At 70.9% G+C, this 23829-nt stretch carries 23 protein-coding genes and 1 riboswitch; of the genes, 16 read left to right on the top strand and 7 right to left on the bottom strand.

Features of this window, described 5'->3' with window-relative positions:
• Window positions 1-2: 2 nt before the first annotated feature.
• Window positions 3-686 carry a response regulator gene (locus CYQ11_RS08145; RefSeq protein WP_099200835.1) on the top strand — a complete coding sequence of 228 codons (684 nt, stop codon included), beginning with the start codon at window positions 3-5 and terminating at the stop codon, window positions 684-686.
• Between the two features lie 106 nt (window positions 687-792).
• Here CYQ11_RS08145 and nadA read toward each other — a convergent pair whose 3' ends face one another.
• Entirely contained in the window at window positions 793-1971 is a 1179-nt protein-coding gene (gene nadA / locus CYQ11_RS08140) for a quinolinate synthase NadA (RefSeq protein WP_181143608.1), read from the bottom strand.
• A 250-nt stretch (window positions 1972-2221) separates the two neighbouring features.
• Between nadA and erpA the strand changes: the two genes are divergently transcribed.
• The gene (erpA, locus tag CYQ11_RS08135; protein ID WP_004946545.1) at window positions 2222-2578 is read left to right on the top strand and encodes an iron-sulfur cluster insertion protein ErpA; all 357 of its coding nucleotides are present in this window, start codon (window positions 2222-2224) and stop codon (window positions 2576-2578) included.
• A gap of 70 nt (window positions 2579-2648) precedes the next feature.
• On the opposite strand, the gene CYQ11_RS08130 is transcribed toward erpA, so the two are convergent.
• Entirely contained in the window at window positions 2649-4199 is a 1551-nt protein-coding gene (locus CYQ11_RS08130) for a hypothetical protein (RefSeq protein ID WP_099197463.1), read from the bottom strand.
• 140 nt (window positions 4200-4339) lie between these two features.
• On the bottom strand, window positions 4340-4558 hold the full coding sequence (locus CYQ11_RS08125; RefSeq protein WP_099197462.1) for a hypothetical protein: 219 nt from the start codon (window positions 4556-4558) through the stop codon (window positions 4340-4342).
• Window positions 4559-4727: 169 nt separating this feature from the next.
• Here CYQ11_RS08125 and CYQ11_RS08120 point away from each other — a divergent pair, with 169 nt between their 5' ends.
• A complete protein-coding gene (locus CYQ11_RS08120) occupies window positions 4728-5702 on the top strand; it encodes a carbohydrate kinase family protein (RefSeq protein WP_099197461.1) in 975 nt (324 codons plus the stop codon).
• Between the two features lie 41 nt (window positions 5703-5743).
• Here the strand turns inward: CYQ11_RS08120 and CYQ11_RS08115 are convergent, their stop codons facing one another.
• Window positions 5744-7129 carry a cysteine desulfurase/sulfurtransferase TusA family protein gene (locus CYQ11_RS08115; protein WP_099197460.1) on the bottom strand — a complete coding sequence of 462 codons (1386 nt, stop codon included), beginning with the start codon at window positions 7127-7129 and terminating at the stop codon, window positions 5744-5746.
• 314 nt (window positions 7130-7443) lie between these two features.
• Here CYQ11_RS08115 and ctaC point away from each other — a divergent pair, with 314 nt between their 5' ends.
• The 4 genes from ctaC to CYQ11_RS08095 all read left to right on the top strand — a co-directional run bounded on the left by ctaC (window position 7444) and on the right by CYQ11_RS08095 (window position 11906).
• Window positions 7444-8415 carry an aa3-type cytochrome oxidase subunit II gene (gene ctaC, locus CYQ11_RS08110; RefSeq protein WP_099197459.1) on the top strand — a complete coding sequence of 324 codons (972 nt, stop codon included), beginning with the start codon at window positions 7444-7446 and terminating at the stop codon, window positions 8413-8415.
• Window positions 8412-10142: an aa3-type cytochrome oxidase subunit I gene (ctaD, locus tag CYQ11_RS08105; protein WP_099197458.1), complete on the top strand. Its 1731-nt coding sequence runs from the start codon at window positions 8412-8414 to the stop codon at window positions 10140-10142. The genes ctaC and ctaD overlap by 4 nt, the downstream gene beginning before the upstream one ends.
• Window positions 10139-10537, top strand: a complete 399-nt coding sequence (locus CYQ11_RS08100; RefSeq protein WP_099197457.1) for a cytochrome c oxidase subunit 4 — start codon at window positions 10139-10141, stop codon at window positions 10535-10537. The genes ctaD and CYQ11_RS08100 overlap by 4 nt, the downstream gene beginning before the upstream one ends.
• Window positions 10538-10658: 121 nt before the next feature.
• Window positions 10659-11906, top strand: coding sequence for a L,D-transpeptidase (locus CYQ11_RS08095; RefSeq protein WP_099197456.1), 1248 nt, complete (start codon window positions 10659-10661; stop codon window positions 11904-11906).
• Between the two features lie 18 nt (window positions 11907-11924).
• On the opposite strand, the gene CYQ11_RS08090 is transcribed toward CYQ11_RS08095, so the two are convergent.
• Window positions 11925-12332, bottom strand: a complete 408-nt coding sequence (locus CYQ11_RS08090) for a response regulator transcription factor (protein WP_099197455.1) — start codon at window positions 12330-12332, stop codon at window positions 11925-11927.
• Between the two features lie 273 nt (window positions 12333-12605).
• Between CYQ11_RS08090 and ctaE the strand changes: the two genes are divergently transcribed.
• The 6 genes from ctaE (at window position 12606) to CYQ11_RS08060 (ending at window position 19737) form a co-directional block, all read left to right on the top strand.
• Window positions 12606-13226 (top strand): aa3-type cytochrome oxidase subunit III, encoded by a 621-nt coding sequence (gene ctaE / locus CYQ11_RS08085; protein ID WP_099197454.1) that lies wholly within the window; start codon window positions 12606-12608, stop codon window positions 13224-13226.
• A 68-nt stretch (window positions 13227-13294) separates the two neighbouring features.
• The gene (qcrC, locus tag CYQ11_RS08080) at window positions 13295-14104 is read left to right on the top strand and encodes a cytochrome bc1 complex diheme cytochrome c subunit (RefSeq protein ID WP_099197453.1); all 810 of its coding nucleotides are present in this window, start codon (window positions 13295-13297) and stop codon (window positions 14102-14104) included.
• Window positions 14101-15156, top strand: coding sequence for a cytochrome bc1 complex Rieske iron-sulfur subunit (gene qcrA, locus CYQ11_RS08075; RefSeq protein WP_099197452.1), 1056 nt, complete (start codon window positions 14101-14103; stop codon window positions 15154-15156). Before qcrC ends, qcrA begins: the two co-directional genes overlap by 4 nt.
• Window positions 15153-16778 carry a cytochrome bc1 complex cytochrome b subunit gene (gene qcrB, locus CYQ11_RS08070; RefSeq protein ID WP_099197451.1) on the top strand — a complete coding sequence of 542 codons (1626 nt, stop codon included), beginning with the start codon at window positions 15153-15155 and terminating at the stop codon, window positions 16776-16778. The genes qcrA and qcrB overlap by 4 nt, the downstream gene beginning before the upstream one ends.
• Before the next feature lie 158 nt (window positions 16779-16936).
• On the top strand, window positions 16937-18001 hold the full coding sequence (trpD, locus tag CYQ11_RS08065) for an anthranilate phosphoribosyltransferase (RefSeq protein WP_099197450.1): 1065 nt from the start codon (window positions 16937-16939) through the stop codon (window positions 17999-18001).
• Between the two features lie 115 nt (window positions 18002-18116).
• A riboswitch (SAM riboswitch) is annotated at window positions 18117-18233 on the top strand.
• 145 nt (window positions 18234-18378) lie between these two features.
• Window positions 18379-19737, top strand: a complete 1359-nt coding sequence (locus tag CYQ11_RS08060) for an aminotransferase class V-fold PLP-dependent enzyme (protein ID WP_099197449.1) — start codon at window positions 18379-18381, stop codon at window positions 19735-19737.
• Window positions 19738-19741: 4 nt separating this feature from the next.
• On the opposite strand, the gene CYQ11_RS08055 is transcribed toward CYQ11_RS08060, so the two are convergent.
• Together CYQ11_RS08055 and CYQ11_RS08050 are read right to left on the bottom strand one after the other, a co-directional pair.
• Window positions 19742-20023 carry an Lrp/AsnC ligand binding domain-containing protein gene (locus CYQ11_RS08055; RefSeq protein ID WP_099197448.1) on the bottom strand — a complete coding sequence of 94 codons (282 nt, stop codon included), beginning with the start codon at window positions 20021-20023 and terminating at the stop codon, window positions 19742-19744.
• Window positions 20020-20739, bottom strand: a complete 720-nt coding sequence (locus CYQ11_RS08050) for a rhomboid family intramembrane serine protease (RefSeq protein WP_099197447.1) — start codon at window positions 20737-20739, stop codon at window positions 20020-20022. The genes CYQ11_RS08055 and CYQ11_RS08050 overlap by 4 nt, the downstream gene beginning before the upstream one ends.
• Window positions 20740-20886: 147 nt before the next feature.
• On the opposite strand from CYQ11_RS08050, the gene CYQ11_RS08045 reads away from it, so the two are divergent.
• The 3 genes from CYQ11_RS08045 (at window position 20887) to CYQ11_RS08035 (ending at window position 23812) form a co-directional block, all read left to right on the top strand.
• Complete coding sequence (locus tag CYQ11_RS08045; protein WP_099197446.1) at window positions 20887-21126, top strand: hypothetical protein; 240 nt, start codon at window positions 20887-20889, stop codon at window positions 21124-21126.
• 20 nt (window positions 21127-21146) lie between these two features.
• Window positions 21147-22520 carry an NYN domain-containing protein gene (locus CYQ11_RS08040; RefSeq protein WP_099197445.1) on the top strand — a complete coding sequence of 458 codons (1374 nt, stop codon included), beginning with the start codon at window positions 21147-21149 and terminating at the stop codon, window positions 22518-22520.
• 221 nt (window positions 22521-22741) lie between these two features.
• The gene (locus CYQ11_RS08035) at window positions 22742-23812 is read left to right on the top strand and encodes a C40 family peptidase (RefSeq protein WP_099197444.1); all 1071 of its coding nucleotides are present in this window, start codon (window positions 22742-22744) and stop codon (window positions 23810-23812) included.
• Window positions 23813-23829: the final 17 nt, after the last annotated feature.

The raw sequence follows: 23829 nt of genomic DNA, 5'->3' as shown, positions 1-23829 counted from the left end.
CCATGACTGAGCCGATCACCGTTCTGCTGGCCGACGACCAGGCGTTACTGCGCAGCGCGTTCAAGGTGCTGGTGGACTCGGAGCCGGACATGCGGGTGGTGGCGGAGGCGGCGGACGGCGCCGAAGCGGTGGAGCTGGCCCGCCGCCACGTGCCGGACGTGGTGCTGATGGACATCCGGATGCCGGGCACCGACGGCCTGGCCGCGACGCGGGCCATCTGCACGGACCCGGCGCTGGCGGCGGTGCGGGTGGTGATGCTGACGACGTTCGAGGTCGACGAGTACGTGGTGCAGTCGCTGCGGGCGGGCGCCTCGGGGTTCCTCGGCAAGGGCGCCGAGCCGGACGAGCTGCTGGCGGCGATACGGGTGGCCGCGGCGGGCGAGGCGCTGCTGTCGCCGGCGGCGACGAAGGGACTGATCACCACGTTCCTCGCGCAGGGCGAGGAGCGCGGGCGCCCGGCGGGCCCGGCGGCCCGGCTGGACGCGCTCACCGTGCGCGAGCGGGAGGTGCTGGTGCACGTGGCCGGGGGCCTGTCGAACGACGAGATCGGGGAGCGGCTCGCGGTCAGCCCGCTGACCGTCAAGACGCACGTGAACCGGACGATGGCCAAGCTGGGGGCGCGGGACCGGGCCCAGCTGGTCGTCGCGGCGTACGAGTCGGGGCTGGTCCGGCCGCGGACGGACTAGGGGGTGTCCGACGGGCCGGCCCCCGTCGCGCGGACCCAAACGCGCTCGTGCCGGACGGGCCGCCTCGGCGGCCCGCCCGGCACGAGCGGGGTGTGCGGGGTGCGGGCTACGGCAGCGCCAGCATCCGCTCCAGCGCCAGCTTGGAGAAGCTCGCGACCTCGGGGTCGACCTCGATGCGGTTGACGACCTTGCCCTCGGCCAGCGACTCCAGGGCCCACACCAGGTGGGGGAGGTCGATGCGGTTCATGGTCGAGCAGAAGCAGACCGTCTTGTCGAGGAAGACGATCTCCTTGCCCTCGGAGGCGAATCGATTCGCCAGGCGGCGCACCAGGTTCAGCTCGGTGCCGATGGCCCACTTCGACCCGGCCGGCGCGGCCTCCAGGGTCTTGATGATGTACTCGGTCGAGCCGACGTAGTCCGCCGCCGCGACGACCTCGTGCTTGCACTCGGGGTGGACCAGGACGTTGACGCCCGGGATGCGCTCGCGCACGTCGTTGACCGAGTCGAGCGAGAAGCGGCCGTGCACGGAGCAGTGGCCCCGCCAGAGGATCATCTTGGCGCCGCGCAGCTCCTCGGCGGTCAGACCGCCGTTCGGCCTGTGCGGGTTGTAGACGACGCAGTCCTCCAGGGACATGCCCAGGTCGCGGACGGCGGTGTTGCGGCCCAGGTGCTGGTCGGGCAGGAAGAGCACCTTCTCGCCCTGCTCGAAGGCCCAGGTCAGCGCCCGCTCGGCGTTGGAGGAGGTGCAGATGGTGCCGCCGTGCTTGCCGGTGAAGGCCTTGATGTCGGCGGAGGAGTTCATGTAGGAGACCGGGACGGTCACCTCGGCTATGCCGGCCTCGGTCAGCACGTCCCAGCACTCGGCGACCTGCTCGGCGGTGGCCATGTCGGCCATCGAGCAGCCCGCGGCCAGGTCCGGCAGGACGACCTGCTGGTCGCCGGTGGTGAGGATGTCCGCGGACTCGGCCATGAAGTGCACGCCGCAGAAGACGATGTACTCGGCGTCCGGCCGGGCCGCCGCGTCGCGCGCCAGCTTGAACGAGTCGCCGGTGACGTCCGCGAACTCGATGACCTCGTCGCGCTGGTAGTGGTGGCCGAGGACGAAGACCTTGTCCCCGAGCTTCGCCTTGGCCGCGCGGGCGCGCTCCACCAGGTCCGGGTCGGACGCCGCCGGCAGGTCGCCGGGGCACTCCACGCCGCGCTCGCTCCGGGGGTCGGACTCGCGTCCGAGCAGCAGGAGGGCGAGGGGGGTGGGCTGGACATCCAAGGGCTGGGCGGTGGTCACGACACGCACCCTTTCTGTTTCTGCGGGCGGCCCGCGGGCCTTGTCGTCAATTTGACGCTATCTATCATAGCCCCTTCATGTCAGTTTGACGATGTTGATCGCGTCGATGTGACGCATTCCCGATCCGGCCGCGCGTGTGCGAGCATGAAAGACGGAAGTACGAGTCCGGCCCCGGAATGATTCCGGGACGACGGCGGTTGCTGGCGTAGGCAAGCAGTCCGCACCCGCACCGAACCCGGGAGTGAAGCAGATGTCCGTTCAGGACGAGAAGACCACTGTGAGCGACGGCATCCTTCTGTCCGACGCCGCGGCCGCCAAGGTCAAGAGCCTGCTGGAGCAGGAAGGCCGTGACGACCTCGCCCTGCGCGTCGCCGTCCAGCCCGGCGGCTGCTCCGGTCTGCGCTACCAGCTCTTCTTCGACGAGCGCTCGCTCGACGGCGATGTCGTCAAGGACTTCGACGGCGTCAAGGTCGTCACCGACCGCATGAGCGCCCCGTACCTGGGCGGCGCCTCGATCGACTTCGTCGACACCATCGAGAAGCAGGGCTTCACGATCGACAACCCCAACGCCACGGGCTCCTGCGCCTGCGGCGACTCGTTCAGCTGACGGCTGGACGCGTGCTCGTGCGCGAGGGCGGCACCCCGTGGGGGTGCCGCCCTCGCGCGTTCCGCAGCGGCTACTTCTCCCGCAGCTGCCGCACGGGCCCGCCCGTGGTGAGGTCCACGACCTTCCGGTCGCCCAGCGGCTCGTCCAGCGCCACCGTCGTGTCGAACTGCTTGATCATCATCACGCAGTAGCGGCCCGGCTCCTTCTCGGTGGCCGTGACCTTGACCGTCACCGCCGCGCCCGACTGGTCGGCGGACGCGGCGTACTCGCTGCACACCCCGCCCCAGAAGTGCAGGGTGAGCTTCCTGCCGTCGGAGTCCAGGCGGTAGGACTCCACCGGCACCGGCCCCGACCGCGGGGGAGTGGCCGTCGGGCTCCCGCCCGGCCCGCCGGGGGACGGGTGGTGCTCGATGAACTTCGGGTCGACCGCCGGCTGGGCGACCGTGACCGTGGCACCGTCCTTGGGGGTGCCCGGGATCCGGGCCGTGAACAGCCACGACGGCACCAGCGCCGACCGCCCGGCCACGGACTGCGCCGACAGCCCGAAGACCGCGCCCTCCACCTCCACCGGCTCCGGCTTGCCGGGCTTGTCCTTGCAGGGGTCCTCGGAGCCGTCGCCGAGCGGGGCCGGCGTCGCGCAGCCGCCGATGCCGGCGTGGCCGGTGCCGCCGCCCTTGTTCAGCTCGTCCAGCGCCTGCCGCGCGGTCAGCATCGGGTACGCGGTGGCCTTCCTCGGCATCTGCAACTGACCGCTGCCACCGGTCAGTTGCGCGTCCGCACCCACCTGCAGGCTGGTCTGCCAGCCGTAGGTCGGCAGCGTGTCCAGCACCGGCTCGGCGCTCACCGTCCGCAGCGCGCCGTGCACCCCGCGCGCGTCGGTCTTCGCGCGGCCCTGGCCGAGGGCCTTGAGCACGGGGGCGGCGACGCTCTTCGCCTTCTCCTCCGACACCGGCCCGGCGGCGCCCGGATCCGGCGCGGGGGAGCCGCGGAACGACGGGCACGCCGGCACCGCCGCATCGGTCCCCGGCCCCGGCGCGGGACCGCTCTCCCGCTTCGGCCCGGCACCCGGCGGGTGCTCGCAGTGCGCGCCGCCCGGAACGCCGTAGCGCGCGTACGACCAGGTGCCCGGCCCCTGCCGGCTCACCTGCAGGGTGGGCCCGGCGGCGTCCGGCGTACCGCCCACCGTCCAAGTGTCCTGCACGAGCCGGGGCACGCCCTGCACGTTCAGGGCCTTGGCCAGGTCCGCCACCTCCTCGCGCGTCACCTCGCGCGCGGGCAGGTAGACCGCCGCCGTGCGCGGCCCGTCGGGCAGCTTCCCCGTGGCCCGGTAGCGGACGCCACCCGGATCCGGCTCGCCCACCGCGATGCCCGGCCCGGAGGAACCCGGCGCGCGCCCGTACCCGTCCAGCGCCAGCGGCGGGGGAGAGGAGTCGGCGGCGGACGTGCCCGGCTCGCCGCCACCGCCACCGCCACCGCCACCGTCCGACGCCGTCGACGCCCAGTACGCGCCGCCGCCCCCGGCGAGCAGCACCGCCGCCGCCACCGATGCCACCGCCAGCGGTGAGTGCTTCCGCCGCCGTTTGCCGGGGGTGCCGCCCGGAGTGCCGCCCTCGGTGCTCACCGCATCGCTCCTTCGCTCCGCTCAAAAAGATGTACTGCCGCATCCCCCGGGAAGGGGACGCCGCTTGGACGGAGCGCAGGAGCGGGCGGTTCCCCTGTGATGTCCGGTGCGCCTGCCGGCGCGGCCCTTCGCGGGTGAGGTCAGTCGCCGTAGTCCGACATCGCGTCCAGCAGCCGGGCCGACCGCGCGGGCACGACGACCCCGTGGATCAGGGACAGCGGTGTCCCGTGCGGCCGGGGGCGGCCGGCGGGCGCGGCGACGCCGGTCCAGTGCGGTGCCATGCGGGCGCAGTCCCTGCGCAACTCGGCCAGCGACTCCGGCTCACGGGCCGGAGTGACGTCCTTCACAGTCTTCGGCATACCCGCACCGTACGCACCGGGGGACGCCCGGCGAAAGACCTACGATTAGGTAGATTTGCCCGCTCAGTGGCGAGAACCGCACCTGGCGTGCCGTATCCGAACCGGTAACGTGGTGTGGCTCTTCTTGTTCTTGTCGTTTCAACCTCGCCCCGCAGGGAGCAGACCCGTCGTGCGTATCGCTGTCACCGGCTCCATCGCCACCGACCATCTGATGACCTTCCCCGGCCGCTTCACGGATCAGCTCGTGGCCGACCAGCTGCACACGGTCTCCCTCTCCTTCCTGGTCGACGAGCTGGACGTCCGCCGCGGCGGCGTGGGCCCCAACATCTGCTTCGGCATGGGTCTCCTCGGCCTCCGCCCGGTCCTCGTCGGCGCCGCCGGCGCGGACTTCTCCGACTACCGCGCCTGGCTCGACCGGCACGGCGTCGACACCGCCTCCGTGCACATCTCCGAGGTCCTGCACACCGCGCGCTTCGTCTGCACCACGGACACCGACCACAACCAGATCGCGTCCTTCTACACCGGTGCGATGAGCGAGGCCCGCCAGATCGAGCTCCAGCCGGTGGCCGACCGCGTCGGCGGCCTGGACCTGGTCCTCATCGGCGCCGACGACCCCGAGGCGATGCTGCGCCACACCGAGGAGTGCCGCACCCGGGGCATCCCCTTCGCCGCCGACCCCTCCCAGCAGCTCGCCCGCCTGGACGGCGACGACATCCGCCAGCTGGTCGACGGCGCGACGTACCTGTTCACCAACGAGTACGAGAAGGCGCTCATCGAGTCCAAGACGGGCTGGACGGGCGAGGAGATCCTCGCCAAGGTGGGCACCCGGGTGACCACCCTGGGCGCCCAGGGCGTGCGCATCGAGCGCGCCGGCCAGCCGGTCGTCGAGGTCGGCTGCGCCCAGGAGGAGGCCAAGGTCGACCCGACCGGCGTGGGCGACGCGTTCCGCGCCGGCTTCCTCGCGGGCGTCACCTGGGAGCTGTCCCTCGAGCGCGCGGCGCAGGTCGGCTGCATGCTGGCCACCCTCGTCATCGAGACGCTGGGCACCCAGGAGTACGAGCTGCGCCGCGGCCACTTCATGGAGCGCTTCGCGAAGGCCTACGGCCACGAGGCCGCCGCCGAGGTCCAGGCCCACCTGGCCTGACGGCCCCGCGGGGGTCCGCAAGGCCCCCCGCACCCCTTCCCCTACGAGCGGCGCCGCACCGTGTAGGCGACCCCGCGCTCGGCCGGCCGCTCGCCCACGTACTCCTGGCCGCGCATGTCGCACCACGCCGGGATGTCCAGCCGCGCCGCCTCGTCGTCGGACAGCACGGTCACCAGCCCGCCCACCGGCACGTCGCCGATGACCTTCGCCAGCTCGATCACCGGGATCGGGCACCGCTTGCCGAGCGAGTCGAGGACCAGCTCCCGCGCCTCACCCCCGGCCGCCGCCGGGGTTCCGGCGGGCGCCCCCGCCCGCTCCCGCACCGAGGCCACCACCTCCGGCAGGACGGCGAGGAAGTCCTCCACGTCCTTCGCCGCGGTCCCCATCGGCAGGGAGACGCGCACGTTCCCCTCCGACAGCACCCCCATCGCCCGCAGCACATGGCTCGGCTCCAGCGTGCTGGAGGTGCACGAGGAGCCCGACGAGACCGAGAAGCCCGCGCGGTCCAGGGCGTGCAGCAGGACCTCCCCGTCCACGTAGAGACAGGAGAAGGTGACCAGGTGCGGCAGACGGCGCACCGGATCGCCCACCACCTCCACGTCCGGCACCAGCCGGGGCACCTCGGCCCGCACGCGCGCCACCAGCTCGCGCAGCCGGGCCTCCTCGGCCACCGCCTCCGCCCGCACCGCCCGCAGCGACGCGGCGGCGGCGACGATCGCGGGGAGGTTGGGGAAGCCCGGCGCCCGGCCCGACTCCCGTTCGTCCGCCGGCCCCTGGGCCGCGAAGCGCACGCCCTTGCGCACCGCCAGCAGGCCCACCCCCGAGGGGCCGCCCCACTTGTGGGCGCTGGCCGCGAGCAGCGACCAGCCCTCCGGGGCGGGCTCCCAGGCCAGCGTCTGCGCCGCGTCCACCAGCAGCGGGACGCCCGCCGCCCGGCATTCCCGCGCCACCTCGGCCACCGGCTGCGCGGTGCCCACCTCGTGGTTGGCCGACTGAAGGACCGCCAGGGCGGTGTCCGGGCGAAGCGCTGCGGCGTAGGTGTCCGGGGCCACCCGGCCCGTGCGGTCGACCGTCACCTCGGTGACGCTGCCGCCGGCCGCGTCCAGCGCGGCGGCCGACTGGAGCACGGCGGAGTGCTCGACGGCCGACACCACCAGATGGCGGCCCACCCGGCGGCGCCCCGCGAGCGCGCCGGCGATGCCGTCGTGCAGCGCCCGGGTCCCCGATGGAGTGAAGACCAGTTCGTCGGTCCGGCACCCCACGGCCTCCGCGGCGGCCTCCCGCGCGGCGTCCAGCAGCAGCCGCGCGCGCCGGCCCTCGCGGTAGAGCCGGGCGGGATCCGCCCAGCCCTCGTCGAGGGCGGCGAGCAGTGCCTGGCGGGCGACCGGGTGCAGGGGGGCGGCGGAGGCCGCGTCGAAGTAGGGCACGTGACGAACGCTAGCGCGCCCCTTCGAACAGCGCGGGCCGCGGCCTGACGGCCGGTCGGTGGACCGGGAGTGTGCGCAGGCCAGCGGCCTGAGCCGGCCGTCTGACGGTCCTCCAGATCCTCGCCGGAGCCCTAGATTCCACCCCTTCGGGGAGTGACGCGGCGCGTTGGGCACCCTCCCCGCGCGGCCCTAAATAGCGTCCAGTAGGGTTTGGTCCGCATAAACATCCAAACCCCTGCCCGCAGCGGGCCGGCGACCGACCAGCGAGACGGCCGCAGCCGGCCGCACGGGCGAGACTCTCGGGAAGGCGCTACGTGAGTCCCAACGGCTCCGACCGCTCGTCGCGGCGCCCGGTGCGGCGGAAGCTGCTGCAGGCGCTGGCCGCGGGCGCTGTCCTTGCGACCGCCACCGGTTGCACATCGAAGGACTTCCCCCGCCTCGGAATGCCCACTCCCGTCACGGAAGAGGCGCCGCGGATCCTCTCCCTGTGGCAGGGCTCCTGGGCCGCCGCCCTCGTGGTCGGCGTTCTGGTGTGGGGCCTGATCATCTGGAGCGTGCTGTTCCACCGGCGCAGCCGGAGCAAGGTGGAGGTACCGGTCCAGACCCGGTACAACATGCCTCTTGAGGCGCTCTACACCGTGGTCCCGATCATCATCGTGTCGGTGCTCTTCTACTTCACCGCGCGTGACGAGAACAAGCTCCTGACCAACCCTGACAAGCCGCAGCACGTCGTGAACGTGGTCGGCTTCCAGTGGAGCTGGGCGTTCAACTACATGGAGAACGTCGACGGCAACGCCGCCACCCCGGCGCAGCCGCTCCGCCAGAACAAGGAGCTCGACGCGATCCCGGACCGGTTCCTGCAGAAGGCACCGGCTGGCGCCGAGGGCGTCTACGAGGTGGGCGTACCCGGCGACCGGAACCCGCAGAACGGAAACCCCGGCCCCACGCTGTGGCTGCCCAAGGGCGAGACGGTGGAGTTCATCCTCACGTCGCGGGACGTCGTCCACTCCTTCTGGGTGGTGCCGTTCCTGATGAAGCAGGACGTCTTCCCGGGGCACACCAACAGCTTCACGGTGACCCCGAGCAAGGAGGGCACCTACATGGGCAAGTGTGCCGAGCTCTGCGGCCAGGACCACTCCCGGATGCTCTTCAACGTCAAGGTCGTCTCTCCTGAGCGTTACCGGGCGCACCTGAAGGAGCTGGCGGCAAAGGGCCAGACCGGTTACCAGCCGGCGGGCATCGCGCAGACGGATCACGCGAAGAACGCGGAGACCAAGAACAAGTGAGCATCCTCAACGAACCCCAGGGTGCCGCCGCCGCATCGGCCACGGCAGCACCGCCCGTACGCCAGAAGCAACCCGGCAGTCAGGTGATCAAGTGGCTCACCACCACTGACCACAAGACGATCGGCACGCTGTACCTGGTCACGTCGTTCGCGTTCTTCTGCATCGGCGGCCTGATGGCGCTCCTCATGCGCGCCGAGCTGGCCCGTCCCGGCACGCAGATCATGTCGAACGAGCAGTTCAACCAGGCGTTCACGATGCACGGCACGATCATGCTGCTGATGTTCGCGACGCCGCTGTTCGCCGGTTTCGCGAACTGGATCATGCCGCTGCAGATCGGCGCGCCCGACGTGGCGTTCCCGCGGCTGAACATGTTCGCCTACTGGCTCTACCTCTTCGGCTCGCTGATCGCGGTGGGCGGCTTCCTCACCCCGCAGGGTGCGGCCGACTTCGGCTGGTTCGCCTACTCCCCGCTGTCCGACGCGGTGCACTCCTCGGGCGTCGGCGCCGACATGTGGATCATGGGTCTGGCCTTCTCCGGCTTCGGCACGATCCTCGGTTCGGTCAACTTCATCACCACGATCATCTGCATGCGCGCCCCGGGCATGACGATGTTCCGCATGCCGATCTTCACCTGGAACGTCCTGCTGACCGGTGTGCTGGTCCTGCTGGCCTTCCCGGTGCTGGCCGCCGCGCTGTTCGCCCTGGAGGCGGACCGCAAGTTCGGCGCCCACGTGTTCGACCCGGCCAACGGCGGTCCGCTGCTGTGGCAGCACCTCTTCTGGTTCTTCGGTCACCCCGAGGTGTACATCATCGCGCTGCCGTTCTTCGGCATCATCTCCGAGATCATTCCGGTGTTCTCCCGGAAGCCGATGTTCGGTTACATCAGCCTCATCGCCGCCACCATCGCCATCGCCGGTCTCTCGGTGACGGTGTGGGCGCACCACATGTACGTGACGGGCGGCGTGCTGTTGCCGTTCTTCTCGTTCATGACCTTCCTGATCGCGGTCCCGACCGGTGTGAAGTTCTTCAACTGGATCGGCACCATGTGGAAGGGCTCGCTGTCCTTCGAGAACCCGATGCTCTGGGCCGTCGGCTTCCTGATCACCTTCACCTTCGGTGGTCTGACCGGCGTCATCCTGGCCTCGCCCCCGATGGACTTCCACGTCTCCGACTCGTACTTCGTCGTCGCGCACTTCCACTACGTCATCTTCGGCACCGTGGTCTTCGCGATGTTCGCCGGCTTCCACTTCTGGTGGCCGAAGTTCACGGGCAAGATGCTGGACGAGCGGCTCGGCAAGATCACCTTCTGGACGCTGTTCGTGGGCTTCCACGGCACGTTCCTGGTGCAGCACTGGCTGGGTGCCGAGGGCATGCCCCGTCGTTACGCGGACTACCTGGCCGCCGACGGCTTCACCACGCTGAACACCATCTCGACCATCAGCTCGTTCCTGCTGGGCATGTCGATCCTGCCGTTCTTCTACAACGTGTGGAAGACCGCCAAGTACGGCAAGAAGGTCGAGGTCGACGACCCGTGGGGTTACGGCCGTTCGCTGGAGTGGGCGACCTCCTGCCCGCCGCCGCGGCACAACTTCCTCACCCTGCCGCGGATCCGCAGCGAATCCCCGGCGTTCGACCTGCACCACCCCGAGATCGCGGCGCTCGAGCTCGAAGAGAACCCGGAGATGGCCGCCAAGGCGGTCGCGGGTGGCAAGGAGGCCGGTAAGTGAAGATCCAAGGCCGGATGTTCATCTGGCTCTCCGTCTTCATCCTCGCCATGGCGATCGTCTATGGCGTGTGGGCGAAGGAGCCGGCCGGTGCGACCGCCCTCTTCCTGGCCTTCGGCCTGACCATCATGGTCGGCTACTACCTGGCGTTCACCGCGCGCCGGGTGGACGTCGGGGCGCAGGACGACAAGAACGCGGACGTCGCGGACGACGCCGGTGAGCTGGGCTTCTTCGCCCCGCACAGCTGGCAGCCGCTGTCCCTGGCCGTGGGCGGCGCCCTCGCCTTCATGAGCATCTGCTTCGGCTGGTGGCTCATGTACTTCTCGGCCCCGGTCATCCTGGTCGGCCTCTTCGGCTGGGTGTTCGAGTTCTACCGCGGCGAGAACCAGAACCAGTAGGTCCTCGCGGCAGCTTCCGCCGGGCCCCGCACACCCTCGGGTGTGCGGGGCCCGGCGTGCGTTTACACCCGTTTGCACCACACCAGAAGCCGTATCACCCGATTCTTCCTACGGTGTGACCATGAGTCACTCACCTCGCAGGCGCACGGCGGAAGTCCTCGCCCTGCTGCTGGTCTCCTTGGCGCTGGGGGCGTCCGCGTGCGGCGGCTCGTCGAACCCGCTGGCCGACAAGCCCTACGACGCCTCGGCGTCGGTCGGCCTCGCCGGCGCCCGGGCCGGCCACAAGGTGGATCCGAGCAAGCCCCTGGAGGTGACCGCGACCGGCGGCGACCACATCACGGACGTCACGGCCACGGACGCCGCAGGACGCTACGTCAAGGGCGAACTGGCCGCCGACGGCTCCAGCTGGCACAGCACCGCCCCACTGGCGGCCGGCGCGCACTACACCGTCCGGGTGAGCACCGAGGACGAGGAGGGCGCCCAGGGCCGCCGCACGATCGGCTTCGACACCAATCCGGCCGACCGGCTGCTGCGGGTCGCCTTCGGCCCGCAGAGCGGCAAATACGGCGTCGGCCAGCCCATCACCGCCGAACTGAGCATCCCCGTCCAGGACCCGGCCGCCCGCGCCGTCATCGAGCGCACCCTCCGGGTGGACGCCCAGCCCGCCGTCCAGGGCGCCTGGCACTGGGTGGACAACCGCACCCTGCACTACCGCCCGCAGGACTACTGGCCGGCCAACTCCGTCATCGAGGCCCACGCCACGCTCGACGGGATCAAGGTGGCCCCCGGGCTCTACGGAGGCCCCTCCAAGCCCGTGCGGCTGACCATCGGCGACCGTGTCGAGGCCGTCACCGACGCCGCCGCGCACTACATGACCGTGATGAAGAACGGCAAGACGGTCCGGACCATCCCGGTGACCACCGGCAAGCCCGGCTACGCCACCCGCAACGGGGTCAAGGTGGTCCTGGGCCAGGAATCCTTCGTACGGATGCGCGGAACCAGCATCGGCATCGCCGAGGGCAGTTCGGACTCCTACGACCTGCCCGTCTACTGGGCCACCCGGGTGACATGGAGCGGTGAATACGTGCACGCCGCCCCCTGGTCCGTCGGGTCGCAGGGAGCGGACAACGTCAGCCACGGGTGCACCGGCATGAGCACCGAGAACGCCAAGTGGTTCTTCGACAACGTCCGCGTCGGCGACGTCGTCAAGGTCGTCGGCAGCGCCGGCGCCACCATGACGCCCTTCGACAACGGCTTCGGCGACTGGAACATGCCCTGGAAGCAGTGGCGCGAGGGCAGCGCCCTGATGGCCGGCAAGCGCGAGGGCACCAGCCCCGCCGACGCCGCCCGCCTGCGCCCCCGCGTCTAGACCGCCCCGCCCCGGCCCTCAGCTGGGCTGGGGCTGCCGGTCGCCCGGGCGCAGCAGCTCCGCCAGCGACTCCGCGAAGGCCACCGGGTCCAGCGGGTGGGTCACCGCCGCGTCCGCGCGGCTCCAGGTGGCCAGCCAGGCGTCCTGGGGGCGGCCGATGAGCAGCAGCACGGGCGGGCAGCGGAACACCTCGTCCTTCAGCTGCCTGCACACCCCCATGCCGCCCGCAGGCGCCGTCTCGCCGTCCAGGACGCACACGTCCACGCGGTGCTCCTCCAAGGTCCTCAGGACCGCCGGCAGGGTCGCGCACTCCAGGTACTCCACCGGCGGCACGTCGGCCGCGGGACGCCGCCCGCCGGCCAGCCGCACCTGCTCGCGGGTGCTCGCGTCGTCGCTGTAGACCAGCACCGTAGCCGTCGGCCGCATCGTTCCTCCAGACTCGTGGACAAGCACAGCTGTGGGTCGGACCTCCCCCGGCCGCCGCCGGGAGGTGTCCCCGGCGACGCTACTCCCCACAGGGCCCTCACGAGGAGGGTTCGGGCCGGTCCCCAACTGTCCCGGAACCAGCGCTTCCTCCCTTCGGGGGACGCCTCGGGGTCCCTCGTCCGGAGCAAGGGCAGGGCCGTACGAGCAGCGCATACCGTCTTGACACACCGAACGGCACCCCCCGGAGTGAGCGCGAGATAAGCGACCGACATAATGTCGGTCGTGGCGACAGCAACAGCAACTGATACCGGGCACGCACACCCGTCGGTCAATCGACCGAACCTCACCAGCGTCGGAACCATCATCTGGTTGAGTTCCGAGCTGATGTTCTTCGCGGCCCTCTTCGCGATGTACTTCACCCTGCGATCGGTGATGGGTACCGACCACTGGAAGGAAATGGCGTCCGCGCTGAACCTTCCGTTCTCGGCCACCAACACCACGATCCTGGTGCTCTCCTCCCTCACCTGCCAGCTCGGCGTCTTCGCCGCCGAGCGCGGCGACGTGAAGAAGCTGCGCATGTGGTTCGTGGTCACCTTCGTGATGGGTGCCATCTTCATCGGCGGCCAGGTCTTCGAATACACCGATCTGGTCAAGGAGGAGGGCCTCTCGCTCTCCTCCGACCCGTACGGTTCGGTGTTCTACCTGACGACCGGCTTCCACGGCCTGCACGTGACGGGCGGTCTCATCGCCTTCCTGCTGGTCCTGGGCAGGACGTACGCGGCCAAGAGGTTCACCCACCACCAGGCGACGGCGGCCATCGTCGTGTCCTACTACTGGCACTTCGTCGACGTGGTCTGGATCGGCCTCTTCGCCACGATCTACTTGATCAAGTAATCGGTCCTGTCCCGCACCGGACCATCAGTCCAGCATCGACGCAGAAGATCCTGACACCGGGGTAATCCGTGAAAAAGCTCTCCGCACGACGACGCCATCCGCTGGCGGCGGTCGTCGTCCTACTCTTCGCGCTGGCGGTAACTGGGGGGCTGTACGCCGCGTTCGCGCCGGCGGACACGGCCAAGGCCGATGACACCGCCCAGTCCCTCGCCATCGAGGAGGGCAAGAAGCTGTATTCCGTGGGCTGCGCAAGCTGCCACGGCACCGGCGGTCAGGGCACCTCCGACGGGCCGAGCCTGGTCGGCGTGGGTTCCGCCGCCGTCGACTTCCAGGTCGCCACCGGCCGCATGCCGCTCCAGCAGCAGGGCGCCCAGGCGCCCCGCAAGAAGGCGATCTACAACCAGGCCGAGATCGACCAGCTCGCCGCGTACATCGCCTCCCTGGGCGCGGGCCCCTCGGTCCCGGCCAAGAGCCAGTACAGCCCCGAGGGTGCCGACATCGCCAAGGGCGGGGAGCTGTTCCGTACGAACTGCGCCCAGTGCCACAACTTCGTCGGCAAGGGCGGCGCGCTCTCGAACGGCAAGTTCGCCCCGACGCTCGAGGACGTCAACCCGAAGCACATCTACGAGGCCATGCAGACCGGCCCGCAGAACATGCCTTCCTTCCCGGACACCACGATGACCGAGAAGAACAAGAAGGACATCATCGCGTACCTCGACACGGTCAACAGCAGCAAGACCAAGAGCCCGGGCGGCCTCGAACTGGGCGGGCTCGGCCCGGTCAGTGAGGGTCTGTTCGCGTGGATCTTCGGTCTGGGCGCGTTGGTCGCCGTCGCCATCTGGGTCGCCGCCCACACCGCCAAGGCCAAGAAGTCATGAGTAGCCAAGACATTCCAGAAGAGACCCTGCCGAGCAAGCAGGGCGACGCGCACGAAGGTGTGGTAGCCACCGCCGGCGACCCGTTCGCCGACCCGGGGCTGCCGCCGCACGAGCCCCGCATCCAGGACATCGACGAGCAGGCCGCCAAGCGCTCCGAGCGCGTGGTCGCGTTCCTGTTCATGCTCTCGATGCTGGCCACGATCGGCTTCATCGCCGCCTACGTGACCCTGCCGATCGACAAGAGCATCTACGTGTTCCCGATCGGCCACATCAGCGCCCTGAACTTCTCCCTGGGCCTGACCCTCGGCGTGGCGCTGTTCTGCATCGGCGCGGGCGCCGTCCACTGGGCGCGCACCCTGATGTCCGACGTCGAGCACGCCGACGAGCGGCACCCGATCCAGGCCGAGCCCGAGGTCAAGGCCAAGGTCATGGCCGACTTCAAGCAGGGCGCGGAGGAGTCGACCTTCGGCCGCCGCAAGCTGCTGCGCAACACGATGTTCGGCGCGCTGGCCCTGGTGCCGCTGTCCGGCGTCGTGCTGCTGCGCGACCTCGGCCCGCTGCCCGGCACCAAGCTCCGCAAGACCGCCTGGTCCGCGGGCAAGATGCTGATCAACCAGAACACGATGCAGCCGCTGCGTCCCGAGGACATCCAGGTCGGCTCCCTCACCTTCGCCATGCCCGAGGGCATGACGGAGGAGGACCACGACTTCCAGCAGGAGATCGCCAAGGCGGCCCTGATGATCGTCCGGCTCCGTCCGGAGAACATCAAGGACAAGCGCGAGCTCGACTGGTCGGCCGACGGCATCGTCGCGTTCTCCAAGATCTGCACCCACGTCGGCTGCCCGATCAGCCTCTACGAGCAGCAGACGCACCACGTGCTGTGCCCGTGCCACCAGTCCACCTTCGACCTCTCCGACGGCGGTCGCGTGATCTTCGGCCCGGCCGGCCACGCCCTGCCGCAGCTGCGGATCAAGGTCAACGACAAGGGCTACCTCGAGGCCATGGGCGACTTCGCCGAGCCCGTCGGTCCTGCCTTCTGGGAGCGCGGATGAGTACTGCAGCTGACAACCGCCGCAAGGCGCCCGCCGGCGAGCGGGTAGCCGACTGGGCCGACGGCCGGCTGGGCATCTACAGCCTGGCCAAGGCCAACATGCGCAAGATCTTCCCGGACCACTGGTCCTTCATGCTGGGCGAGGTCTGCCTCTACAGCTTCATCATCATCATCCTCACGGGTGTGTACCTGACGCTGTTCTTCCACCCGTCCATGAACGAGGTCGTCTACCACGGCTCGTACGCCCCGCTGCAGGGCATGCGGATGTCCGAGGCGTTCAAGTCGACCCTCGACATCAGCTTCGACGTCCGTGGCGGTCTGCTCATCCGGCAGATCCACCACTGGGCCGCGCTGATCTTCCTGGCCGGCATGTTCGTGCACATGATGCGCGTGTTCTTCACCGGCGCGTTCCGCAAGCCGCGTGAGGTCAACTGGCTGTTCGGCTTCCTGCTGTTCGTCCTCGGCATGTTCACCGGCTTCACCGGTTACTCGCTGCCGGACGACCTGCTCTCCGGCACCGGTGTCCGCTTCATGGAGGGCGCGATCCTGTCGTTCCCCATCGTGGGCACGTACATCTCGATGTTCCTCTTCGGCGGCGAGTTCCCCGGCTCGGACTTCGTGCCGCGGTTCTTCTCGATCCACGTCCTGCTGCTGCCGGGCATCATGCTCGGCCTGCTGGTGGCGCACCTGATCCTGGTCTTCTACCACAAGCACACGCAGTTCCCCGGCCCCGGCCGGACGAACAAGAACGTGGTCGGCATGCCGCTGCTGCCGGTCTACATGGCCAAGGCCGGAGGCTTCTTCTTCCTGGTCTTCGGTGTGATCGCGGCCATCGCGGCCATCGCGTCGATCAACCCGATCTGGTCCATCGGCCCCTACCGGCCGGACCAGGTGTCCACCGGCGCCCAGCCCGACTGGTACATGGGCTTCGCCGAGGGCCTCATCCGAGTGATGCCGGGCTGGGAGATCAACGTCGCGGGCCACACGTTCGTCCTGGGCGTGTTCATCCCGATGATGATCTTCCCGCTGGTCCTCGCGGCCATCGCGGTCTACCCCTTCATCGAGTCGTGGGTGACCGGCGACAAGCGGGAGCACCACCTGCTGGACCGTCCGCGCAACGCCCCGACCCGCACCGCCTTCGGTGTGGCGTGGCTGACCGCGTACATGGTCATGATGGTCGGTGGTGGCAACGACCTGTGGGCCACCCACTTCCACCTGTCGATCAACGCCATCACCTGGTTCGTCCGGATCGGCTTCTTCGTCGGCCCGGTCATCGCCTTCGTCGCCACGCGCCGGATCTGCATGGGTCTCCAGCGCCGCGACAAGGACAAGGTGCTGCACGGCCGCGAGTCGGGCATCATCAAGCGCCTGCCGCACGGTGAGTTCGTCGAGGTCCACGAGCCGCTCTCGCAGCAGCAGCTGCACACCCTCACGGCGCACGAGCAGCCCCGGCCGCTCGAGCTCGAGCCCGAGGTCGACGAGAACGGTGTCGCCCGCAAGGCCGGCGCCGGCCAGCGCCTGCGCGTGAAGCTCTCGAAGGGCTTCTACGGCGAGGGGACGCACATCCCCAAGGCCACCGCGGAGGAGTACCAGGAGATCACGAGCGGCCACGGCCACCACTGATCCCCGCCCACTGATCAGTAACTGATCGCCACGGCGAGAGCCCCGTCCATCGCATGGACGGGGCTCTTCGCTGTCCGTGGAGCTGGATAGGCTGGACCCCGGGAACCAGTGGACCTCTACGCGGTCCCCCCTCGGACCGACCACCAGGAGTGTGGACCATGAACGTTGCGACCCCGGCAGGCGGCGAGCGCTCGGTGGCCCCCTCCTGGCCCGGCGTGCTCGACGCCCTGCTGAACCGGGTGGACCTCAGCGCGGACGACACCGCCTGGGCCATGGACCGCATCATGCGCGGCGAGGCGACCGACGCCCAGATCGCCGGCTTCGCCGTGGCGCTGCGGGCCAAGGGCGAGACGGTCGCCGAGATCTCCGGCCTGGTCCGCACGATGTACGCGCACGCCAACCTGATCGAGGTGCCGGGTCCCAGCGTGGACATCGTGGGCACGGGCGGCGACGGCGCCAAGACCGTCAACATCTCCACCATGTCCTCGATCGTCGTCGCCGGCACCGGGGCGAAGGTCGTCAAGCACGGCAACCGCGCCGCGTCCTCCGCCAGCGGCGCCTCGGACGTCCTGGAGAAGCTCGGCGTCAACCTGGACCTCACCCCGCGCCGCGTGGTGGAGGTGGCCGAGGAGGCCGGCATCACGTTCTGCTTCGCGGTGAAGTTCCACCCCGCGCTGCGGCACGTGGCCCCGGCCCGGCGGGAGTTGGGCATCCGGACGACCTTCAACGTGCTGGGTCCGCTGACCAACCCCGCCCGGGTGAGGGCCCAGGCGACGGGTGTCGCGGACCCCCGGATGGCGCCGATCCTGGCCGGGGTGCTCGCCGAGCGGGGCTCCTCGGCCCTGGTCTTCCGCGGCGACGACGGCCTGGACGAGCTGACCACGACGGCGACCTCGCGGGTGTGGGTCGTGCGCGACGGCCGGGTGCGCGAGGAGGCGTTCGACCCGCGGGACGTGGGGATCGAGCTGGTGCCGGTGGAGGCGCTGCGCGGCGCCGACGCCTCGTACAACGCGGACGTGGCGCGGCGGCTGCTGGGCGGCGAGACCGGTCCGGTGCGGGACGCGGTGCTGCTGAACGCCGCCGCCGCGCTGGTGGCCCTGGAGCCCACCGGGGCGCCGCTCGCCGAGCAGATCACCGCCGGGATGGCCCGGGCCGCGGAGTCGATCGACTCGGGAGCGGCCCGGCGGGCGCTCGAACGCTGGGTCACGGCGAGCAACGCCTAGCCCGGGCCGGGCGGGACTTCGCCGGCACGGCCCAGGCCCCGCATGCCGGACGGGCCGTCCGGCATGCGAGAGGGCCCCTGTGCCGAGGAGGTTGTTGTGCCATACTCCTCGGCAAGGTCACGAGTGACAGCGACACGGCCCCGGCCCGCTGTCCGGCAACCCTCCTTCCGTGGCGGGGTGCCCCGGGTGATGACCAGGTCGCAGGCAGCGAGGTCTGCGACAAGCGCGGATCCCTCGCCAGGGATCCTGGTTGTCGAGGGAGAACTTCCGTGACGCAGCGAATGCGCTAGGGCTCCACGAGCCCCTTCTCCGTACCCACTTCCCTTTTCCCGCGCCGTCGCGCGGTCGAATTCGCCTGCTCTGTACGGGAGTTCGCCATGTCTGTCGCCACCCTTGCCGCCGACCAGTCCGTTTGTCCGCCGCTGCCCGTCCTGGGCAGGGACGTCCGGGTGCCGCTCGTCACCGGGGGAGAGGTGACGTACGCGGCGCTCGACTACGCCGCCAGCGCCCCGGCCCTCCAGCGGGTCTGGGACGACGTGGCCGCGTACGCGCCCTACTACGGCAGCGTGCACCGCGGTGCCGGATACCTCTCGCAGCTGTCCACCGAGCTCTTCGAGAACAGCAGGGCCGAGGTCGCCGCCTTCCTCGGCTGCCGCCCCGGCGACCAGGTCGTCTTCACCCGCTCCACCACCGACTCGCTCAACCTGCTGGCGGCCGTACTGCCCGCCGGCTGCCGGGTGTTCGTCTTCGAGACCGAGCACCACGCGGCGCTGCTGCCCTGGCCCGCCGGCCACGTCACCGTCCTGGACGCCCCGCGCAGCCCGCGGCAGGCCGTCGAGATCCTGGAGCGCGCGCTGGCCGACCGCGACCCCCACGGTCCGGCACTCGTCTGCGTGACCGGGGCGTCCAACGTCACGGGTGAGTTGTGGCCGGTGCGGGAGCTCGCGGCGGCGGCCCACGCGCACGGGGCGCGGATCGTGGTGGACGCCGCGCAGCTGGCGCCGCACCACCCGGTGGACATCGCCGCCTGTGACGTCGACTGGGTCGCGTTCTCCGGGCACAAGCTCTACGCGCCGTTCGGCTCCGGCGTGCTGGCCGGACGGGCGGACTGGCTGACGCGGGCCCGGCCGTACCTGGCCGGCGGCGGCGCGAGCCGCACGGTCGCGCGGGGCGGGGACGGGGGCCTCGACGTCGAGTGGCACACGACCGCCGCCCGGCACGAGGCCGGTTCGCCCAACGTCATCGGCGCCTACGCGATCGCCGCCGCCTGCAAGGCGCTCACCGAGGCCGGCTTCGAGCGGCTGGTCGAGCGCGAACAGCGGCTGGTGGCGCGGGTGCGGGAGGGACTGGCCGGGGTGCCCGGGGTGCGGGTGCTGTCACTGTTCGGAGACGACGCCCCGCGCGTGGGCGTCCTGTCCTTCGTGGTCGACGGCTGGAACAGCTCGCACTTCGCGGCCGCGCTGTCGGCCGAGTACGGCATCGGGGTCCGCGACGGCCTCTTCTGCGCCCATCCGCTCGTCCGCGTCCTGCTGGGCGGCGAACGGGACGAGCCCGGTGAGTGCGGGGCCCCCGACGGGGAGCGGTCGCTGAACGCCGTCAGGGTCAGCTTCGGCGCCGGGACGCCCGACGAGCACGTCGAGCGGTTCGTCCGGGCCGTGGGGGAGCTGGTGGCGAACGGCGCCCGCTGGCTCTACCGTACCGAGGACGGGCGCTGCGTGCCCGACGGCTCCGCCTGAGGCGTCAGTTGTCGAGGCCGATGGCGAAGGCCGCCTCGAGGTCGTGCTGGGAGTAGGTGCGGAAGGCGATGTGCGTCTCGGTGGAGGCCACTCCCGGCACCTTGCTGATGCGGCCCGGGATGACGTCCGCGAGGTCGTCGTGCCGGGCCACCCGCACCAGGGCGATCAGGTCGCAGGCGCCGGTGACCGAGTAGACCTCGCTGACGCCCTCCAGGGCGGCGATGCTCTCGGCGATCTCGGGGATCCGGTCCACGTCGGTCTTGATGAGCACGATCGAAGTGATCACGTCGGTTTGTCTCCTTCGGTGGACCTGGCTGCGTTCTTCACTCTAGCCGCATGCGTTCCGAGCCCCCAGGCGAAGGCGAAGCCCAGCGCGAAGCCCAGGACGTGCGCCAGATGGGCGACCCCCGGACGTCCCGCCTCCGCGCCCGCCGCCAGCCACTGCAGGACGAACCAGAACAGCAGTACGGCCCAGGCGGGCAGGCGCAGCGGCAGGAAGAAGAGGAAGGGCAGAAGGCTGGTCACGCGCGCCCTGGGGAAGAGATAGAGGAACGCGCCGAGCACCCCGGAGATGGCGCCGGAGGCTCCGACGAGCGTGCGGTCGGAGTGGGCGTGCACGGCGGCGTAGCCGAGCAGGGCGAGCGTGCCGGTGACGAGGTAGCACAGGGCGAAGGCGCCGCGGCCCATCCGCGCCTCGGTCATGGCGCCGAAGACGTAGAGGAAGAGCATGTTGCCCAGGAGATGCAGCCAGTTGCCGTGCACGAAGAGGGCCGTGAACGGCGTGCAGAGAGCCAGGGGCGAGCCGTACCACAGCTCCTCGGGCACCACGCCCCAGCGCTGGAAGTAGGCGGTCTGGGCCGCGTGCAGCGCGTGCCCGGTGCCGTAGGCGGGGTTGAGACCGGACACCGGGCCGACGACGAAGACCGCGCAGCACAGGGCCAGGAGCGTCCACGTCACCACAGGAGTGCCGGATCCGCCCGGAGTTCCTGCCTTTTCGATCATTGCCAGATCATGGCGTACCAGGCGCAACCATCCCTAAGTGCCTCGCCGGGCGTTCCGCTCCGGCCGGTGGCACCGCCCTCGGCGACCACCAGGCCGTAGGGTTACGGAAAGCACTTCGCGGACCACTCGAGACGGACGGACGACACGATGGGCATTCCCCAGCCGAGCGCCGGCACCCGGTGGCGCTGCACGCTGTGCGGCAACCTCACGCGCTTCGACGTGACGCGGCGGACCACGGCCGTCGAGTTCGTGCACCTCGACCTGTCCGGCGAGCCGACGGTGGAGGAGCGCGAGGTGCTCAGTGAGACGATCGAATCCGTGCGCTGCCGGTGGTGCAACGCCGTCGACCAGATCGAGCTGGTGGACCGGCCGGGCGCGCATGCCTGAAGAACGGGAGCGATGAAACGGTGGTGGAGCACACAGACGGCGCGGAGGCGGCCGGTGACGCCGGCGGGGCCGACGACGGCGTCACCGAGGTGCTCGACCGGCCGTTGCCCGAGGGGATCCGGCGCCGGGTCATCGGGCTGGTCGCCGAGGCGTTCGGCGGGCTGACGGTCGCCGAACTGCCGCCCCAGCTGCGGCAGTACTCCCGGTTCACGCCGAGCCGGCGGGCCAAGTTCGCGGGGAACGCCATGGCGGCCGCCGTGGAGGGCGACCCCGCCTTCCGGCAGCGGATCTCGGCGCGGCTGCGCGAGAGCGGCTCGGAGCTGGTCGACGCGCTGGAGGCCGGGTCGCCGCCGGCGGCCGCCGACCCGGAGGACGTGGCCGCCATGGCCTTCGTGCTGCGCCCGGCCGGCTGGGTCAAGCTGGTCACGGCGGCCGGCGAGGAGGCCCAGCGGGCCAGCGCCGAGCGGGCGGGCGAGGAGGCCCAGCGCGAACTGCGCCGGCTGCGGGAGGAACTGGCCGCGGCCCGTGCGGAGACCAAGGCCGAGGCCGAGCGCGTCCGCGCGGAGCTGGACGCGGCCCGCAAGGAGACAGAGGCCCTCCAGCGCAAGCTGCGCAGCGCGCTCAGCGACGTGCGGCGCGGCGAGGCCGCGCTGCGCAAGGCGCAGGCCGAGCTGGAGTCCGTCCGGGCGGAGGCCCAGGCCGAGAAGGCGGCCGCCTCGGGCGAGACCCGGCGCGCCAAGGCGCGCCTCGCGGAGGCCGAGGCGGCGCTGGAGGCGAGCCGCCGGGCGGCACGCGAGGGGCGCAGCGTGGAGGACGTGCGGCTGCGGCTGCTGCTGGACACGGTCCTGGAGGGGGCCCAGGGGCTGCGGCGGGAGCTGGCGCTGCCGCCGGCGTCGGTGCATCCGGCGGACACCGTGGACGCGGTGCGGCCGGGCATGATGACGCCCAGGGACATCGCGACCCGGGCGCTGTCGGAGACCGATCCGGCGCTGCTGGACCAGCTGTTGGCGCTGCCCCAGGCCCACTTGGTGGTCGACGGCTACAACGTCACCAAGACCGGCTATCCGACGATGCCCCTGGACAAGCAGCGGCTGCGGCTGCTGGGCGGGCTCGCGATGCTGGCCGCGCAGTCGGGCGCGGAGGTGACGTGCGTCTTCGACGGCGCCGAGCTGGCCGCGCCGGTGCTGCTGGCGCCGCCGCGCGGGGTGCGGGTGCTGTTCAGCAAGCCGGGGGTGACGGCCGACGAGCTGATCCGGCAGCTGGTGCGGGCCGAGCCGCCGGGCCGGCCGGTCGTCGTGGTCTCCACGGACCGCGAGGTGGCGGACGGCGTGGCCAAGGCCGGGGCGCGGCCGGTGGCATCGGCTTTGCTGCTCAAGCGACTTGCACGTACCTGACCGTCAACTGTCCATTACCGACCGTGCGGACTTGGTAAAGGATGCTGTACTGACGAAGTTTTTTCGTACGAGAATTTGAAAGGATCACATTCCGCTCACTAGGGTCGGGCCTCGAACCCTTCGCACGGTGATCATCCATTCGGGGTGGCGCGAGGGGTCCCGCCGTGCGCGCGGCAGTCCGGGTGGCACGCGGTCGAGCAGAAGAAGGAGCTCGTCTCTCCGTGGCGTCCCACCGTCGTCCCAAGCAGCCGAGCCGCACTCGGGTCACCGTCCTCACCGCGACCGCCGCCGCCGCGGTCGCCCTCTCGGCCCAGGCCGCGCACGCCGACTCCCCGTCCAAGGCGGACGCCAAGACGAAGGTCGACAAGCTCTACGAAGAGGCGGAGCAGGCCACCGAGAAGTTCAACGGGGCCAAGGAGAAGCAGGAGCAGCTGGAGAAGGAGGTCGGCGACCTCCAGGACAAGGTGGCCCGCGGCCAGGAGGAGCTGAACAAGCTCCGCAACGGCCTCGGCGCGATCGCCACCGCCCAGTACCGCAGCGGCTCCGTCGACCCCACGCTGCAACTGCTGCTCTCCTCCGACCCGGACAGCTACCTGGAGAAGGCCTCCACCCTCAACCAGCTCACCGCCAAGCAGGCCGAGGCCCTCAAGCGCATCGCCGACAAGCAGCGCACCCTCAGGCAGGAGCGCCAGCAGGCCACCGGAAAGCTCGCCGACCTCGAGTCCACCCGCAAGGCGCTGGGGGAGAAGAAGCAGGAGATCCAGGGCAAGCTCTCCGACGCCCAGGACGTCCTCAACACCCTCTCCGCCAAGGAGCGCGCCGAGATCACCGGCGCGGACAAGGACAGCGGCGGCAAGAGCGGCGGCTCCGGCTCCGGCTCGGGCGCCGATACGGGTTCCGGCTCCAGCGCCTCCCGCCCCAAGGTCCCGGCCGGCTCCGGCCGCGCCGCCGCCGCCCTGGCCGCCGCCGACACCAAGGCGGGCAAGGCCCCGTACGTGTGGGGCGCCACCGGCCCCAACTCCTTCGACTGCTCCGGCCTGACCTCCTGGGCCTACGCCCAGGCCGGCGTCAACATCAGCCGCACCTCGCAGGAGCAGGCCAACGACGGCACCCGCATCTACGACCAGAGCCAGCTCAAGCCCGGCGACCTGGTCCTCTTCTACGGCGACCTGCACCACGTGGGCCTCTACGCGGGCAACGGCATGACCCTCCACGCCCCCAAGCCCGGCACGAACGTGCGCTACGAGGCGATGAGCAACATGCCCTTCCAGTTCGGCGTCCGCATCGGCTGACCCTCCGGGCCCGCGCC

Source organism: Streptomyces cinnamoneus (genome assembly GCF_002939475.1).
Lineage (GTDB): Bacteria > Actinomycetota > Actinomycetes > Streptomycetales > Streptomycetaceae > Streptomyces > Streptomyces cinnamoneus_A.
Note: the sequence above shows the minus strand (reverse complement) of the source record. Positions and strands in the feature narration are given on the sequence as shown.

Bases quoted from the DNA above. Each gene is read 5' to 3' on its own strand.
- CYQ11_RS08145 (WP_099200835.1), top strand. From the start codon at position 3: ATGACTGAGCCGATCACCGTTCTGCTGGCCGACGACCAGGCGTTACTG.
- erpA (WP_004946545.1), top strand. From the start codon at position 2,222: ATGTCCGTTCAGGACGAGAAGACCACTGTGAGCGACGGCATCCTTCTG.
- CYQ11_RS08125 (WP_099197462.1), bottom strand. From the start codon at position 4,558: ATGCCGAAGACTGTGAAGGACGTCACTCCGGCCCGTGAGCCGGAGTCG.
- CYQ11_RS08095 (WP_099197456.1), top strand. From the start codon at position 10,659: ATGAGTCACTCACCTCGCAGGCGCACGGCGGAAGTCCTCGCCCTGCTG.
- CYQ11_RS08090 (WP_099197455.1), bottom strand. From the start codon at position 12,332: ATGCGGCCGACGGCTACGGTGCTGGTCTACAGCGACGACGCGAGCACC.
- ctaE (WP_099197454.1), top strand. From the start codon at position 12,606: ATGTCGGTCGTGGCGACAGCAACAGCAACTGATACCGGGCACGCACAC.
- qcrA (WP_099197452.1), top strand. From the start codon at position 14,101: ATGAGTAGCCAAGACATTCCAGAAGAGACCCTGCCGAGCAAGCAGGGC.
- qcrB (WP_099197451.1), top strand. From the start codon at position 15,153: ATGAGTACTGCAGCTGACAACCGCCGCAAGGCGCCCGCCGGCGAGCGG.
- trpD (WP_099197450.1), top strand. From the start codon at position 16,937: ATGAACGTTGCGACCCCGGCAGGCGGCGAGCGCTCGGTGGCCCCCTCC.
- CYQ11_RS08060 (WP_099197449.1), top strand. From the start codon at position 18,379: ATGTCTGTCGCCACCCTTGCCGCCGACCAGTCCGTTTGTCCGCCGCTG.
- CYQ11_RS08050 (WP_099197447.1), bottom strand. From the start codon at position 20,739: ATGATCGAAAAGGCAGGAACTCCGGGCGGATCCGGCACTCCTGTGGTG.
- CYQ11_RS08045 (WP_099197446.1), top strand. From the start codon at position 20,887: ATGGGCATTCCCCAGCCGAGCGCCGGCACCCGGTGGCGCTGCACGCTG.